The sequence below is a fragment of the Marinobacter sp. HL-58 genome (genome assembly GCF_001314605.1).
Classification (GTDB): domain Bacteria; phylum Pseudomonadota; class Gammaproteobacteria; order Pseudomonadales; family Oleiphilaceae; genus Marinobacter.
Window position 1 is genome coordinate 76,014 of sequence record NZ_LIHP01000019.1, and the last position, 16,284, is coordinate 92,297.

Genomic DNA, 16,284 nt, shown 5'->3' on the forward strand with positions numbered 1-16,284 from the left:
AGATCATCAGGGGGGCGACCAGTGAACAGACCGATTATTACCACTACCGTACTGCTTTCGATTCTTTCCATGCCGGGGCAATAACCGCCTCATTTCTGATCAAGCCGGAACTGCTCGATCGCTTTTCTCAGAGTTTCCGCCATAGCCAGCAGGTCACTGGCTATCCGGGCGGTTTCCCGGGCATCTCCGGAGGTCTGCTCCGCTGAGCGGCTGATTTCAATCACGTTGTGATTGATGGACTCGGAAACCTCGCTCTGCTCGTTGGCGGCACTTTCCATTTCCTGGTTGAGATCGGTAATTTCACGCACCGCACTGGCTATGGTCTGCAGTTCCGATTCCACGTTCAGTATCGCCTGCACCTGTTGCTCTGCCATTTCAGAGGCATGGCGCATGGTGGCCACGCAGTCCACCACTTCGCCCTTGAGGCCATTGATGGTCTTGCGGATTTCTTCGGTGGAATCCTGGGTACGCGAGGCAAGCGCCCGTACCTCGTCCGCCACCACAGAGAACCCGCGGCCATGTTCACCGGCCCTTGCCGCTTCTATGGCAGCATTCAGCGCAAGCAGATTGGTCTGGTCGGCGATATTGGAGATGACCTCCAGCATGTCGGTCATCTGGCTGGTGCGTTCATCCAGCTGCTGAATACGCTGGGCGCCACTTTGTACTTCGGTGTTCAGTGCCTCTATGCCCTCAACGGCGTTGCGGGCAAGGGTCTCGCCCTTGTTGGCGGAATCCGCGGTGTCGGCGGATTTGCGGGTGGTGTTGACGGCATTTTCCCGCACCTGAACCGCCGAGGCGGCCATTTCGGTGGTGGCGCTGGCTACCTGGTCGGTGTTGTCTCGCTGAGCCAGTACTTCACGCTCGGTGGTTTCGGCTTTGCCGGCAATACTGCGGGCGGCCTGCTCTACACGGCCGGCGTTGTCCATCACCGTATTCATGCTCTCGCGGATTCTGGCCATCATGCGGTTGAAAGCACGGGCGACTGAACCGATTTCATCATCGCGGGACACATCCAGCTCGATGGTCAGGTCGGAGTTGGCGGCAATGGTTTCCATGCTGTCGTGAAGCCGGCGCAAACGGGAGGTCACCAGCTTTCCCAGAACCGCTGCGGTCATGAAGAACGCCAGCACAAAAATCACAACCTGGATGCCGCCGCTGGTCAGAAGCTGTTGTTGCAGGCGCGCGTCCCCTTCCGCCAGTGAGTAATCAACCCGGATGGCGCCCAGAATTTCCCCCTCGCTGGCCTGATGACAGCCCAGGCAGTTCACTCCCTGGTAATCCTCCATGGCCCGGACTGGCTCGATCAGCGTGTAGACCCGCCCGTCTTCCCCATCCGAAACCTGCTCGACACGCTCACCACTTAAAGCTTTAGCTTCCAGCTCGCCGCGGGTCTGCTCGTCATCATCGCCCGAGCCGAACATTTCATTCAGCTGTTCACTGCGGATAACCCGCACATCAAGAACATCTTCCGGCGCAGTGGCCTTCTCCCTGAGCATCTGGCGATTGTTGATGGTGCCGGTAACCATCATGGTATTGAGCGCGTCAAAGTAGGACTTGGACAGGCCCTCGACATACCGCCCGGTATAGTCCTCAAGATGCTGGCGCTGGGAGTGATTGCCATACAGCAGGGTAAGAACAAGGATGAGGGAAAAGGCGCCCGCAAGGGCAAACAGCAAAACAAAACGGATGGACTGGTTTTTTCTCATAACAGCTCAGCTACGGAAAATGCAGGAATCAGTGATGCCCGGTTACGGGTGATGGGTAACCAGAGGGAACTTTAAATCACCGGGGATAAAGGTTTCATGATCCAGATCAGATGGCAGGCAATGACTCTTCCGACGATTCCACTCACCAGTGGCCCGCTTTGTGCTTAAGCAGAGACAATCGTCAAAATTTCTTCGGTGACCGCGGGAGGGGAAAGAGCCATGTCGCTGCTTACATCGCTGATCAAAGCCAGTACCCAGTTCCAGCAGGCCATGGAAAAACGCCCGTCGTCTGCGCCGGGCAACACTGCCGCAAAGCCTGCAGCGCCAGAGCCACCGGCTTCCGCCACCGATGACCGTTTCACTCTTTCAGAGCGGGCCAGTTCCGAGGCCGCGCGCCCTAAATCCGCCAGGCTCTCAATGGCGGAATACAGGCAAACCGTCGGGCAGGACCTTGCCTATATGCGGGAAACGCTGCGGCACAAACTTGCCGAGTACAAACTCAACCCGGCAACCAGCGTGGAAGTGTCAAAGGATAACGCTGGCAAGATCAGCCTGTCATCGGGAATGCCGGAACAGACCCGGGCCCGTATCGAGCAGGATCTGAATAACAGCAAACCGTTCCGGGAAGCATTCAGCCGGCTCAGCGCCAGCGAACCCACCCTGCATTTCGTGGACAACGCGCTGAAGCTGAACAAGGCCTATGGTGTGAATAACTCACTGCTGGACACCCTTGTCAGCGACAACCAGCAGTTCAACGGTCTGCAGGACCTCGCCCACCGCTATGACAGCATGCGCCAGACCGTCAGCAGCGATCAGGCCACCGGCTATTCAGACCGCAGGAACTTTGCTCTCAGCCTGAATACCCGGGCCTGATCCCGTCAGACCCGGAAAGGTTCCGGATCGCCCTTGCCCACACGGGTCACTTCCGGCGCGGGTCCGGTCATATTGACCACGGTGGTCGCCTCCAGGCCGCAGAAGCCGCCATCGATGATCAGATCCAGTTCATGCTCCAGGGCATCCCGGATATCCTCCGGGTCGGTCATCGGGTCTTCTTCCCCCGGCAGAATCAGCGTACTGCTCATGATAGGTTCACCCAGTTCCGCCAGCAGCGCCTGCACGATGGCGTTGTCCGGAACCCGCATCCCAATGGTTTTACGCTTGGGGTGCAGCAGGCGCCTTGGCACCTCACTGGTGGCATCCAGGATAAATGTGTAGGCCCCCGGGGTGAACGTTTTCAGCAGGCGGTACTGGGTGTTATCCACCTTGGCAAACACACCGATATCGGAAAGATCCCGGCACATCAGGGTGAAGTTGTGCTTGTCATCCAGCTTACGGATGCGCTTGATCCGGTCTGCCGCCTGCTTGTCATCCAACTGGCAGCCAATGGCATAGGCTGAGTCCGTGGGGTACACAATCACCCCACCCCGGCGCAGAATATCCACGGCCTGGTTGATCAGGCGTTTTTGGGGCGATACCGGGTGAATCTGGAAAAACTGGCTCATTCGCCACCTCCCTGGGCAAAGGCCGGATCCTTCTTCGAGCCACCCATGCAGTTCGGTGATTCCGGTGCTTCCTGGCCAGACGCTTCCCATTCCTGAGGCGAGTACACGTGAAGCGCCAGTGCATGCACGCCCCCGGCCATTTCCTCGGCCAGTACGCGGTAGATGGACTGGTGCCGTTTCACCTTGCCCTGCCCCTCGAATTCCGGTGCCACCAGGGTCACCTTGAAGTGGGTTTCCGAATTCGGGGGCACGTTATGTTTGTGGCTCTCGTTCTCAACCATCAGATGCTGGCTGTCGAAAGCATTTGCGAGCTTTTGCTCAATGGCTTGTTGTAAAGACATAAACAGGCCTGCTCCTGATTGAATGTGTTACGGAACAGTCTACTACACGTAGCGCTGTGTTACCTTGACAGGATCGGGACAAAGCGCCATCTTCCACCCCCAGCCGAAAACTGCTTCCGACTTATGCGCCTATATATTGCTGAAAAACCAAGCCTGGGCCGTGCTATTGCCGCCGCGCTTCCCGCCCCCCATCAGAAGGGCACGGGCTGGATTCGCTGTGGCGAGGGAAGCAATGCCTGCACCGTCAGCTGGTGCATCGGCCACCTGCTGGAACCGGCAGAGCCTGGCCAGTACGACCCTCGCTGGAAGAAATGGCGCCAGGAAGATCTGCCCCTGTTTCCCGGACGCTGGGAAGTGCATCCCAAGGACAGCGTGCGCCAGCAACTGAACGTACTTGAGTCCCTGATCCGCAAGGCAGACACCATTATCCACGCCGGCGACCCGGACCGGGAAGGGCAACTGCTGGTGGATGAGGTGATCCGATACGCCGGCGCCACCTGCCCCGTGCAGCGCATCCTGATCAATGACCTGACACCCGCCGCCGTGGCCAGGGCCATCGACAGCCCCAGGGATAACCGGGAATTCCGGCGTCTCTCCCATTCCGCCCTGGCCCGTCAGCGGGCCGACTGGCTGTATGGCATCAACCTCACCCGTTTTTACACCCTCTCTTATCAGCAGCAGGGTGAACAGGGTGTGTACTCGGTGGGGCGGGTACAAACGCCGGTGCTGGGGCTGGTGGTGGAGCGTGACAACACCATTGAGAATTTCACGCCCAGGCCCTTTTTCCGGATTCTGGCGCACTGCCATGGCGTGGATGAAGAGGCAGACCCACAAAGCTTTGCAGCACGGTGGCAGCCAGCGGAAGAATACCGCCAGTACCTGGACGAAGACGACCGGCTGCTGGACGGCGATGTGGCCCGGCAGATTGCCAACGCCGTGGAAGGCCGGCCGGGAAAGGTCACCGAAGCCCGCTTTCGGGACCGCAACGAGGCGCCTCCCCTGCCGCTGTCGCTCTCAGCGTTGCAGATAGAGGCCGGGCGACTGTTCCGCATGGGCGCGAAAGATGTCCTGGATACCGCCCAGAACCTGTACGAACGCCACCAGTTGATCACCTATCCCCGGTCGGACTGCCGGTACCTGCCCGAGGGGCACTTCGACCAGCGCCAGAAAGTACTGCAGGCCATTGGCAAGGTTGCCTCCGGCCTGGCGCCTGCCTGTGAGGCAGCGGACCTTAATCGCCGCACCGACGCATGGGATGACAAGAAAGTGGATGCCCACCACGCCATCATCCCCACCGCCCGGCAGGCCCCATCCGGGCGGCTGAGCGAAGCGGAACAGAACATCTACGGGCTGATCAGCCGGTATTACCTGATGCAGTTCAGCCCCGACGCCATTCACCGGGAAGGCAAGCTGGCGATCAGTATTGGCGAGCATGGCTTCAAGGCCACTGAAACAGCGATTGTGCAGGCGGGCTGGAAAGACCTGGAAATCCGCCAGCGGGAAGGCCGGCAGGAAGCTGCCAGGCCACCCCTGCCACGCCTGGGCAAAGGCGACCCGATACTGTGTGACTCGGTGGAAATCGCCGAGCGCAAAACCCAGCCGCCGCAGTATTTCACCGATGCCACACTGCTCTCGGCAATGACCAACATCGCCCGGTTTGTAAGCGACCCGGAGCTGCGCAAGACCCTGCGGGAAACCGATGGCCTGGGTACCGAGGCAACCCGGGCGGCCATTATTGATACCCTCTTTCGCCGCGACTACCTGTACCGGGATAAACGCCACATCCGCTCCACACCCAAGGGCAAGGCACTGATCGAGGCCCTGCCGGGGCCCATCAGCAAACCGGATATGACGGCGATATGGGAAGCAACCCTGGAAAGTATCCGCCGGGGCGAAGGCAACCCGAAACAGTTTATCGAGGACCTGAAGGAACAGATTCGCGGGTTTATCAACACTCCGGGCCCGGAAGCCGAGGCCACGCCTCTTTCGGAGGGCCAACCCCACTGCCCGAAATGCCGGGCCCCGATGCGAAAGCGAGAGGGCAAGTTCGGCGCCTTCCACGCCTGCACCCGCTTTCCGGACTGCAAGGGCACGCGGCCCATCGAAGATAACGTGCCTGAAGACGGCACCAGCAGCAAACCGGTGCCCTGCCCCCACTGTTTTTCACCGCTGGTGCGCAGAAAAGGTAAAAACGGCTGGTTCTGGGGCTGCAGTAATTTCCCCGGCTGCCGACAAACAGTAGACGACGACAACGGAAAGCCTGCGCTCCGTTTACGCAATACTACATAACGACACTGTAGTGAAATTGCAGATTTGTAATAATGTGACGTGGTTTTTAATGTCAGGAGACGTTTAATGCGTATCGCTTTGCTTGAGGACGAAACTGAACAGGCACAGCACATTCAGTCGATCCTGTCTGAACGCGGGCACCACTGTGACAGCTTTCCCTCGGGCCAGTCTTTTCTGAGTGCCGTGCTCCACCGCAGTTATGATCTGCTGGTGATGGACTGGCAGATTCCTGACATGACCGGCATCGATGTACTGGAACATGTGCGTGCCCAGCTTAACTGGCAGATACCGGTGGTATTCCTGACCCAGCGCGACAGCGAAGCTGATATTGTGCGGGCACTGGATGCCGGTGCCGACGACTATCTCTCCAAGCCGGCCCGGGAAGCGGAGCTGGTGGCACGCATCAACGCCCTGGCCCGCCGCACCAACCCGGATAACGAGAAAGAAGTGCTGGTGTACGGCCCGTTTGAAATCAATACCCAGTCACGGACCATCGCACTTCATGGTGAGGTGCTGACCCTCACCGACAAAGACTTCGACCTGACCCTGTTCCTGTTCCAGAACCAGGGCCGTCTGCTGACCCGGGAAATGCTCCTTGAGCGTGTCTGGGGCCTGGCTCGCGACATCAACACCCGTACAGTGGACACCCACATGAGCCGACTGCGGCGCAGGCTTGGCCTGAACCCCGAGAATGGGTTCCGGATCAAGACCATCTATCAGCGGGGCTACCGCCTCGAAGCCATGAAGGCCTCCGGCCCGGATGCACACGCAGTTGCCGCGGAACAGGCCTGAGATGACTCAACGCTCCAGCCGGACTCTGTTTCACGTGTTCCTGCTACTGGCCAGCGGGTGGCTTGCGCTGCCCGCGCAGGCCGAGCTGTCCATTACCCGTGGCTCCCAGGCAGGTAACGCCCTCGCGGAGTCAAACCCGATTCCCGAGTGGATTTATACCGTTCGGCCCGGAGAAAGCCTTGATGAAATCGCCGATGCACTGCTGGCGCGCAATGTATCGGCAAACCGGCTGCTTCAGCACAACGGTATTGAAAATGCGGCCACGATTGGCAGCGGCGACAGCCTGCGCATTCCGCTGGCCTGGCTTCAGCGCCAGCCCGACCCGGCACGGATTCGCTCTGTGTCAGGCCAAGTACAACTGATCTCCGGGAACGACGGCAGCAAACGCCCCCTCACCGGCGACATGCTGGTGCGGGTTGGCGATGAAATACTCTCCCATTCGGGTACCGCTACCGTAGAACTGGCGGATGGCTCGATTGTGAGAATTTCCCCGAATTCGCGCCTGGCGTTCAACCGGCTGACCCAGTACGGCAAGTCCGGCATGGTGGACACCAGGCTGCGCCTGGATCGCGGTGAAATCGAAACCCAGGTAAAACCGGTGATTGAAGGCGGCTCCCGCTTCGAGATTGAAACCCCCTCTGCCGTCGCGGCCGTCAGGGGCACCATGTTTACCCTCAGAACCGGGCCCGGCAAAACCGATCTTCGGGTTACCGAAGGGGCAGTCTCCTTTGGCCCTCCCGGCAAAACCCGCCGCATTCCTGCCGGCTACAGTGCCAGCGTCTCCACCGTTGGCGTTGGTGGCATGAGCATCCGCCAGCTGCCGCCCGCCCCGAAAATCAATCCGCTGCCACCGGAGCTCAAACAGCTGCCCGCCGAGCTGAGCTGGCAACCCAATGGGGCCAGCTCACACAGAGTTGATATATTCGACGCCGAGTCCGGCCGCTGGATGGACAGCAGCCGGGTCAATGGTGACAGCTTCAATATCGATCTGCTGGATAATGGCCGCTACGACATTCACCTGGCATCACTGGACAGCCGCGGTATTGCAGGCATGCCCGGCATCCTGAGCGTTGAGGTAGACCTGCAGGCCCGCACAGCCACCCTGGAGCAACCAGAACCCGATGCCGCAGTTAACGACGACATGCCGGAATTCCGCTGGCAGTTCCGGGGTGAGAACGAGGTGGCCCGTGTCGAGATTGCTGAGGACAAGGAATTTGGCAACCTGGTTGCCACCAGTGAATGGGCCCCGGACCAGAGCGCCCTTCCCTCACGCCCGCTTTCACCGGGGCAATACTACTGGCGAGTGGTGACTGAGGCCGGCGGCAATTCCGTGGCAACCAGCGAAACCCGCTCCCTGGTGGTAAACGGCACACTGCCACCGGTTCGCATCATCAGTGTGAACTATGTGGACAGCCAGGTACGGGTATTCTGGCAGAAAGTGGACACCGCTTCCGAGTATCGCCTGCAGCTGTCCGAGGAACCCGGCTTCAACAACATCATTAAAGAGGCTACGCTGTCGGATACTACGGCGGCCTTGCGCCTGATTCCCGGAAGGCGGTATTTTGTGCGCCTGAAAGCCCTTTCTGATGGCCCCCTTGAAAGCCGTTGGGGACCAGGGAGGGAATTGTTCCTGGAGTAATCCATTACACTCTGATACCCGATAGCAGGCCTCATGACCCGGAACTGGCTTCCAATAAAAATAACCCCGTGGACTCTGGGCCTGCCACTTCTGACCATTCTGCTTCTACTGCAGACCACTTCCATACCCCAGAGGCTGGATTTCTGGCTCTACGACACCCTTATCACCGCCAACCCGTCGCAGGCCGCTGACGACGTTGTCCTCGTCGCGATCGATGAGTTGAGCGTGGACGATCTCGGCCGCTGGCCCTGGCCCCGAACGACCCATGCGCGCCTTATCGAGAAGCTCCACGAAGCCGGCGCAAAAACCATTGTGTTCGACATCCTGTTCCCGGAATCGTCCAAAGATGATGAGGAGATGGCGCAAGCCATGCGCGAGCATGGCAACGTTATTCTGCCCTTGCATCTGTCGCCGCCATCACGCAATTACCTGATCAGTGAACAGCTACCGGTTCCGGAACTCGCTGCAGCCGCTTCAGCACTGGGCCATGCCCATGTGGAACTGGATGAAGACGGGCTGGCCAGGGGCATTTATCTTCTGAACGGTCTGGGTGACCAGTTATGGCCCAGCCTTGCACTGGCCGCCTCCGACAAAGCTCTCCCGGTACAGGAACCCGACAACATCGCGCCCTACACCAACGTGCGGCATCAATACCGGGCAGTTCCCATGGCCGGTGGTGCCGGGGCACTGCCTTCCTATTCCTACACCAAAATACTGGAACGCCCTCCGGCACCGGAGGTATTCCAGGGCAAGACCGTCTTCGTGGGCGCAACCGCGCCGGGATTCGGCGACATCCTTCCCACGCCTTTCTCCGGGCTCAATCAGCCCATGTCGGGTGTTGAGTTTCATGCCAACAGCTACTCCGCCCTGGTGAAGGACGAACTGATTTCCAGGGTATCGACCCCGGTCGCCATCGGCCTGGCACTGACCATCATCGTGATGCTTGCGTTTGCCCTGCCCCGGATGAGGCCCGCACGGACCATTCTCCTGTGCCTGGCATGCCTGGCGACGCTGCTGCTGGCACACGCATTCCTGCTGCTCTACGTCCGCCTCTGGCTGCCGGTATCTCATGCTGCCGTTATCCCACTGCTGGCCCTGCCGGTATCCAGTGCGCTCCGGCTGGCCATGACCAACCGTTTCCTTAACCGGCAACTGGACGAACTGGCACGGGGGCCCACCATGACCCTTCAGGAGCCCTCACGCCGGCATCCGCCTCAGCTGCTCAGCCACTTCCAGGCCCTGTTTCAGCCTGAAGGCTGGTTGCTGGCCGAGGGCAATGACATTATTACCGCCCACGGGCTGGATGAATCCGACATTCCACCCCTGCCGAACCCCGGTGAGTGGGTCCATATCGAGGGCCAGAGCTGGATCAGCCTCACCCGCGGCGGGCTTACCTACAAACTGGGCCTGAAGCTGCCCAACGACCTCAGCCGTGAAGCCACCCAGCGCTACCTGCGTCGCCTTCCGCTGACCGACATTCACACGCCTTCAAGCCGGCCTGGCCCCAGAGAAAACATATCCGCCCGTATTGAACGTGTGCGGCTGGCTACCGAGCGCATGAGCCAGATGCAGAAATTCATACGCCGCAGCTTCGAGCGCATGCCCGACGGCATCATCGTTACCGACGAGCTGGGTGTCATCCGGTTTGCCAACGGCCACATCGAGGAATGGTTCCGGGAACCCATGCCCAGCCTCAATGGCATGCCCCTGGCCCGGCTTCTGGAAGGTCACGACCCGAGAGAAACCCCGCCCTGGCACGAAACCGTGTCAGAAACACTGACCCTGACGCAAAGCCGCACGGTAGACCTGCGCATTCACAACAAGGATTTCCTCATCCACTTTGCGCCCTTCTCCCTGCCCGACAGCGACCAGAGCGGCATAATCGCCAACATATCGGACATCTCGGAACTGCGGGAGCAACAACGCCAGCACCGGGAGGCCATCGACTTCATCTCCCACGATGTACGCTCCCCACTGGTGTCCCAGCTGGCACTGATTGAGCAACTGAAAAGAAACCAGGGCCAGGTGGAGCCCGAGCAGCTGGATCAACTCGGCAGACTGGCCAGGCGCAGCTATCATCTGGCCGAAGAATTCGTGCAGCTGGCCAGGGCAGAGCAGTTGACCGAAACCCGCTTCTACGAATGCGAATTCCTGGCCATCGTGGAGAACGCCAGAGACAGCGTGAGCGAGCAGGCGGCGGAGAAAGGCATCCAGCTGATACTGCAGGGAACCGAAGACCTGTGGCTGAAGGGCAATGCGGAATTGCTGGAACGGGCGGTCATCAACCTGCTGACCAATGCTGTGCAGTACAGCCCCCCGGACTCCACCATCAATATCCAGGTGTTCGAGGCTGGTCATCAGGCCTGCCTGACCGTCAGCGACGAAGGGGAAGGTATTGCCCTGGAAGAACTCCCCCACCTGTTTGACCGCTATCGCCGCCAGAAAAGCAGCGAGCTATCCGGTAATCACGGCACCGGCCTGGGGCTTTCGTTCGTAAACGTGGTGGTGGAGAAGCATCGCGGCGAGATCCACGTGTATTCCCGTTTGGGGGAAGGCTCGGCCTTTACCATTAAACTGCCCGTAACGCACCATATCGGGTAACTGCAAGGCCGATACCGCTGCCTGTCAGATGGTTTTGCTGACCTGCTCTGAAGGCGCACTCACCAGACCGTCAACATCTTCCACCTGAATGGTGAAATACCAGGTTCCCTGATCCAGATTGTCCACCGTGTAGTCCATCACGGAGGCGTCATCGATGCGAACGGCCTCGGTAAGCTCATCCGGGTTCTGGCCATAATTGATCACATAACCAGACAATTCCCCCATTCTGATTCCATCCCCGTTTGCCCGGGTAGCCGGCGCATTCCAGCTAAGCGATGCGGAACGCTCACCACTCTGGCTCTGGGCAGAACTGTCTGATGAACCGCCCCCGCAGCCTGTGAGTACAACTCCCATGAAAAACGCGGCTATCCATGCCCTCGACATTTTAATGACGCGTTTCATAGCTTTTTAACACCAATATACTGTCAAGATTGTGAAATTGTATAAAACGCGGGGGAGTATCGATGTGAAGGACGTCATTATGCCAGTTAAAAAATTGTCAATTTTCTGTCAGGCTATGGTAATGAACTAGTGGAAACTACTGATAACCGGGCAATTTTTTGCCCGGTATACGTCGACAGGAAGGGAATATCGGGGACGAAAGTATGAGGGATTCAGGCAATAAGGCCGGTAAGCTCGATCCTGCCCCGGGATAACCGGACCATATCGCGCCTTTCCAGCTCTTTGAGCAGGCGGCTAACCACCTCACGGGCGGTGCCAAGCTCCACGGCGAGTTCCTGGTGGGTAATCACTACCGGCCCGCGTTTGGCACGGCCTAGCAGCCATTCCTCGAGCCGCTTGTCCATGCGGCGGAAAGCAACCTCCTCCACCAGCAGCATGAGATCGTCCAGCCGGCGACCATAAGACTCCATAATTCCCAACCGGAAGCCGGCAGACTGATCCATCAGCCGGTCAAACACACCTCGGGGAATCATCACTGCCTCCGCAGCTTCCTCGACAACCGCCTCGGCGCGATAGGCACGGCCAGTCATCAGGCAACCGATAGACAGCGTGCAAATATCATCCGCGTCCATCCGGTAGAGAACAATGCTGTGGCCCGAGACACCGGTCATCTGCACCTTGACCCTGCCACCCAGAACCAATGGTAACCCCTGGCAATGCTGCCCGGCACTGAACAGAATCTGCCCGGGAGGAAACTGCATCACCCGGGCTTTTTCCAGGGTTTCCCTGCGCAGGGTGTCATCCAGACTGTCGAGAATGCTGTGGCGGGCCATGAAACCTGATCCTGTCGGTTGGCAAAATGTGGGTTGAATGTGACTTTATCACTGAAGTCGCCGGTGACGCTGCCCTACCATAGAGTCATTACCTGACATCACCAAGGGAGAATGACAAATGACCAGAAACATGGGAACTGCAGACCGCACCATACGGGCAATCGTAGGCGTTGTATTACTGGCACTGGTATTCGTAGGGCCACAAACCGCCTGGGGCTGGATAGGCATCATCCCGCTGGCAACGGCGCTGATGGGTAACTGCCCGGCTTACTCGCTGATTGGTATCAAGACCTGCAAAAAGCAGTAGGCAAACCGGCACCCGTGCGCAACAGGGTAAGCCCCTGACGCACGGGCGCTGCCATCCGAGCACTGGAAGCTTCGCGGCTCCCCTTAACCCTGCTTTTTCATCGCCTGAATATCCCTCGGTACCACACCCAGATCACTCCACTTCTCCGGATGGCAGGTAAACAGTAGTATCTGGTGCCGGTTGGCAGCGTCGAAGAGGATGCGTTTCATGTCTTCCAGGCGGTCTGTATCACTGTGCACCAGGGTGTCGTCCAGAATCACCAGGGTTGGTCGTCCGGCTTCCTGGAGCAGGTCGGCATAGGCCAGGCGGCTGATCAGGCCCATTTGTTCGCGGGCCCCGAAGCTCAGTTCGGCAATCTGCCCCAATTCGGTTCCCCGGGTGAATGTGCCGGGCCTCAGGTGTTCATCCACTTCCAGGGTGGCTTGCGGGAACAGCAGTGACAGGTAGTGGTCCAGGTGTTTTTGCAGCGGCGCCTGCAGGCGGCGGGTCAGGGCCTGGCGTTTCTCGGTCAGCAATGTCAGCAGCAGGTCCAGGGCCTGGGCGCGGCGGTGCAGTTCCTGGTACCGGCGGTTGCACTGCTCCAGTTCGGCGATTTTCTCGTTGAGTTGTTCTTCCAGGCCTTCGGCCCCCCAGGCTTCCAGCCTTACCTGTATGTCCCGCAATTCCCGCTGGCGTTCTTCCTGGGCCTGGCGCAGGTTGCTGATACTGCGCTGGTAGCGTTCGATATCCTGCCTGAGGATGGCCGGATGGGCTTCCCTGATTTCCTGGTCACGGGCTTGAAGGGCGGCTTCCAGGCGCCCCTGCTTCTGCTCGATGTCAGCCAGCTCTGTTGACAGTTTCTGCAGTTGCTCCTGGTGCTTCGGGTTATGCACTTCGTCCTGTAGCTGCTGCCATTCGGCCCTGGCGTTGTCCCGGGTCTGGCGGCGGGTCAGCAGGTCGGTCTGATGCCGGCGCTCTTCCGCCTCGGCTTCGGCCAGTCGCGTTTCTGCTTTGGTACGCTCGGCTTCGGCGGAAGCAACGTCGGTTACCCGGGGTTGCTGGCCCGGCTGTGGGCTGTTCTGCAGTTCGGTTTTGGCTGTCTGCAGTTGCCCGTCGATTTCTTTCTGGTCCGCCAGGAGCTGATCAATGCCGCCCGCTGCAACGGACTTGAGTAGTTCGCGGGTGTGTTGCAGGGTGCGCTCCGCGGCTTCACAGGCAGTAAGCCGTTGCTCGGCCTGCTGGGTGGATGTCACCCCCAGGCTTTTCATCTGCCCGGCCAGGCCCTGTTCAAGGGTGGAGAGTCTGCGCCGGGTACTGGCCAGGTCCTCGCCACCGGGAGCAATACCCAGGGTACCAACGCCCGGAATCGCCAGGCTGGATTCCTCAAGCAGCTGCTTCTCGCCCTGCCCTTGCAAGTTTTCGTCATTCAGCGCCAGGCTGGCTCCGGGTTCCAGTTGCCAGGTCAGCCGGGTTGCGATGGTCTGCGAGCGAATGGCTTCGTCGTTCAGTTGGCGCTCGGTATTCTTCAGGGTTTTCACGGCATCGGCATCAATCTGGTTCTGCCGCGCCTGCTCCCTGGCCTGCTCCAGATCCTGCTGGTACCGCCGGGCTTTTTTCAGGTTGTCGGTCAGCGCCTGGTTCTGCTGTTCGAGCCTGCGGATTTCCTGTTCCAGCCTGGCACGGGTTTCCTGCAGGCGGGCCTGGTCCAACTGTTTTACGGCGGCGTCATAGGCGGCTTTTGCTTCCTTGACGGTGCCGGTGATGGACGGGCTGCGCGCCTCGGCCTGGTCCAGTTCCCGCTGGGCTTTATCAAGCTCCGTTCTGCGCGCCTCCAGTTTCCTGTTCAGGCTCTCCAGCTGTGCCCGGTTCTGCCGCAACAGTTGCTGGTTGCGCTGCAGGTGGGCCAGGCTTTCTCTTTCCCTGGCCTGTTCCTGCTCCAGTTTCTCCACCTGGCGGTAACGCTCCTTCGCCTGTTCAAGCTGGCGTTCGGCGTCTTCCCACGGGCGTTCCTTCTCTGTGCGCTCAAAGTCCTGGGCCAGTTTGCCCAACCGGTCCACCTGCTCCTGGTACTTCTGCACGCGGCCCTGCAGTTCGTCAATGTCCTGCTGATGCTCTTCCCGTTCTTTCTCCAGTTTCTGGTAATCACCACGGGGTTTACCGGTGGGGGTGAACAGCTCGCTCCAGCGGGCTCTGACCTGTTCGATCAGCTCGTCACCGCCAGTGCTGGCTACTTCGCCCACCAGCGCGTTGAGTGCGGATTTCAGGTGATCGCCGGCATGGGCCACCGCCTGTTCGATGTTCTGCCCGGTGCCCTGCTCTACCCACAACAGTCCCGGTACACCCCAGTGTTCGGGTTTGCTGACGCCCTTGGCGGAGAACTGGAAGCCAAGGAGTTCGGCGAGCTTTTCTTCCGCCTCATCTTCGCTGTAGCTGTCCGAGTCGATCTTCAGGTCACAGCGTTTGCGCTGGAGAAAGCTTTTCACCAGGTGCCAGGACTTGTGCCGGGCGTCAAAATCCAGGGTGATGGTTGGCGCGGCAGCGGAATCGCCCCAGGGGCGCAGGTCATCCACCGAGCTGGTCCGGTAGCGTTCGAAGAAGGCGGCGCGAATGGCCCTTACCAGCGTGCTCTTGCCGGACTCGTTGGGGCCGTGGATCAGGTTAAGGCCCGGCTGCAGGTCGTCCAGTACGAACGGCTGACGGAACTGGCGAAGCTGCTCCACCTGTAGTCTGCGGAGCTTCATTCGCTGGCCTCCTGTTTCCGGTCTTTCAGTAAGCCGGCGAGGATGGCGAGCGCATCCCGCGCTGCCTCCGCGTTGTCATCCTGCTGTCGTGTTCGCAGTTGCTCAATGACCTCCCCCACATAGCCATCGGCTTTCAGTGCTGCAATATCGTCGTCGGTGGGCGCCAGTTGTAACTCGCTGCGATCACACTGGATGCTCCGGAATCTCGCCTCAGCCACGGACAACGCGTTGACCAGCTTTTCTTCGCCGGCCAGTGTCACGGAGCCTTCCAGGCGAAGATCTACCACGGAAGGCTCAGGCAATGCCCGCAGCCTGTCCAGCAGCTGATCCAGGTCGGATTCGACGGTCAGGGTTTCTCGCCACTGGTGCCACTGGTAGCGGGCAGTTTCCACCGCCGTTACCTCCGGTACTGCTCCAGGTTCGGGCAGGTTGACGATCAGGGCGTAACCGGCACCGTTGTTCCGGAACCGCTCCGGCTCCGGGGTGCCGCTGTACCAGGTGCGCTCATCAATCTGCTTGGTGCCGTGCCAGTCGCCCAGGGCCAGGTAATCCAGCCGCGCGGTTTCTGCACGGTTCGGCAAAATGGGATTGGTGGAGTCGATCTCCTCGGGCAATAGCCCCTGCACGCTACCGTGGGCAAGACCAACCCGGCACAGGCTTTCCGGGGTTTCGGTGTTGCTGAAGGTTTCAGTGAGATCGCTGTAGGTGTTGCGTTGCGTCAGGGGTGCGCAGAGGATGGCCAGGCCCTCGGCTTCCAGGGTGATTACGCCCGGCTCCAGGGCCAGTTGAACGTTGCCCGGAACGGCGCCAAGGCGCTCTGCACGGGTCCACACGCTTTCCACCAGCGCCGCATCATGGTTTCCCGGCAGCATTACCCAGGGGCCGGTGAATTCCCTGGTGGCGTTGAAAACGCGGCGGATAGTGCGGTCGGAAACAGTCTGTGCGTCAAAGACATCCCCTGCCACCAGCACCGCATCACACTGGTGCTCATTGGCCAGGCGTGCGAGTTTTTCAATGGCCTCAAACCGGGCCTCCACCAGCGCGGCGCCATCCTCTGTTTCGAAGCGGCTGAATGCCCGCCCCATTTGCCAGTCTGCCGTGTGTAGAAACTTGGGCATACCACTTTCCCTGGATTGAGTGCGAAACCGAGGG

13 protein-coding genes are annotated in these 16,284 nt (G+C 59.8%); 6 read left to right on the forward strand and 7 right to left on the reverse strand.

The annotated features are described in order from the left end of the window. Positions 1-89: 89 nt before the first annotated feature. The gene (locus HLUCCO03_RS17585) at positions 90-1,706 is read right to left on the reverse strand and encodes a methyl-accepting chemotaxis protein (protein ID WP_027831563.1); all 1,617 of its coding nucleotides are present in this window, start codon (positions 1,704-1,706) and stop codon (positions 90-92) included. A gap of 219 nt (positions 1,707-1,925) precedes the next feature. Between HLUCCO03_RS17585 and HLUCCO03_RS17590 the strand changes: the two genes are divergently transcribed. After that, the gene (locus HLUCCO03_RS17590; RefSeq protein WP_027831562.1) at positions 1,926-2,579 is read left to right on the forward strand and encodes a hypothetical protein; all 654 of its coding nucleotides are present in this window, start codon (positions 1,926-1,928) and stop codon (positions 2,577-2,579) included. A gap of 5 nt (positions 2,580-2,584) precedes the next feature. Here HLUCCO03_RS17590 and HLUCCO03_RS17595 read toward each other — a convergent pair whose 3' ends face one another. Both HLUCCO03_RS17595 and HLUCCO03_RS17600 read right to left on the reverse strand, forming a co-directional pair. Continuing rightward, positions 2,585-3,208, reverse strand: coding sequence for an L-threonylcarbamoyladenylate synthase (locus tag HLUCCO03_RS17595; RefSeq protein WP_027831561.1), 624 nt, complete (start codon positions 3,206-3,208; stop codon positions 2,585-2,587). Beyond that, entirely contained in the window at positions 3,205-3,549 is a 345-nt protein-coding gene (locus HLUCCO03_RS17600) for a BolA/IbaG family iron-sulfur metabolism protein (RefSeq protein ID WP_027831560.1), read from the reverse strand. The genes HLUCCO03_RS17595 and HLUCCO03_RS17600 overlap by 4 nt, the downstream gene beginning before the upstream one ends. 123 nt (positions 3,550-3,672) lie before the next feature. On the opposite strand from HLUCCO03_RS17600, the gene HLUCCO03_RS17605 reads away from it, so the two are divergent. The 4 genes from HLUCCO03_RS17605 (at position 3,673) to HLUCCO03_RS17620 (ending at position 10,870) form a co-directional block, all read left to right on the forward strand. Then, positions 3,673-5,838, forward strand: a complete 2,166-nt coding sequence (locus HLUCCO03_RS17605; RefSeq protein ID WP_027831559.1) for a DNA topoisomerase III — start codon at positions 3,673-3,675, stop codon at positions 5,836-5,838. A gap of 66 nt (positions 5,839-5,904) precedes the next feature. Next, entirely contained in the window at positions 5,905-6,630 is a 726-nt protein-coding gene (locus HLUCCO03_RS17610) for a response regulator transcription factor (protein WP_027831558.1), read from the forward strand. A 1-nt stretch (position 6,631) separates the two neighbouring features. Then, positions 6,632-8,269 (forward strand): FecR domain-containing protein, encoded by a 1,638-nt coding sequence (locus tag HLUCCO03_RS17615; RefSeq protein ID WP_027831557.1) that lies wholly within the window; start codon positions 6,632-6,634, stop codon positions 8,267-8,269. Between the two features lie 33 nt (positions 8,270-8,302). Then, positions 8,303-10,870 carry a CHASE2 domain-containing protein gene (locus tag HLUCCO03_RS17620; RefSeq protein ID WP_027831556.1) on the forward strand — a complete coding sequence of 856 codons (2,568 nt, stop codon included), beginning with the start codon at positions 8,303-8,305 and terminating at the stop codon, positions 10,868-10,870. Positions 10,871-10,894: 24 nt separating this feature from the next. Here HLUCCO03_RS17620 and HLUCCO03_RS17625 read toward each other — a convergent pair whose 3' ends face one another. Together HLUCCO03_RS17625 and HLUCCO03_RS17630 are read right to left on the reverse strand one after the other, a co-directional pair. Further along, positions 10,895-11,272 carry a fibronectin type III domain-containing protein gene (locus tag HLUCCO03_RS17625; RefSeq protein ID WP_292016756.1) on the reverse strand — a complete coding sequence of 126 codons (378 nt, stop codon included), beginning with the start codon at positions 11,270-11,272 and terminating at the stop codon, positions 10,895-10,897. 212 nt (positions 11,273-11,484) lie between these two features. Further along, positions 11,485-12,105 (reverse strand): Crp/Fnr family transcriptional regulator, encoded by a 621-nt coding sequence (locus HLUCCO03_RS17630; RefSeq protein ID WP_027831554.1) that lies wholly within the window; start codon positions 12,103-12,105, stop codon positions 11,485-11,487. A 118-nt stretch (positions 12,106-12,223) separates the two neighbouring features. Here HLUCCO03_RS17630 and HLUCCO03_RS17635 point away from each other — a divergent pair, with 118 nt between their 5' ends. Next, complete coding sequence (locus HLUCCO03_RS17635) at positions 12,224-12,412, forward strand: DUF2892 domain-containing protein (RefSeq protein ID WP_027831553.1); 189 nt, start codon at positions 12,224-12,226, stop codon at positions 12,410-12,412. Positions 12,413-12,495: 83 nt separating this feature from the next. On the opposite strand, the gene HLUCCO03_RS17640 is transcribed toward HLUCCO03_RS17635, so the two are convergent. Together HLUCCO03_RS17640 and HLUCCO03_RS17645 are read right to left on the reverse strand one after the other, a co-directional pair. Continuing rightward, positions 12,496-15,132 (reverse strand): AAA family ATPase, encoded by a 2,637-nt coding sequence (locus HLUCCO03_RS17640; RefSeq protein ID WP_292016757.1) that lies wholly within the window; start codon positions 15,130-15,132, stop codon positions 12,496-12,498. Beyond that, a complete protein-coding gene (locus HLUCCO03_RS17645) occupies positions 15,129-16,250 on the reverse strand; it encodes a DNA repair exonuclease (protein WP_027831552.1) in 1,122 nt (373 codons plus the stop codon). The genes HLUCCO03_RS17640 and HLUCCO03_RS17645 overlap by 4 nt, the downstream gene beginning before the upstream one ends. Positions 16,251-16,284 lie beyond the last annotated feature (34 nt).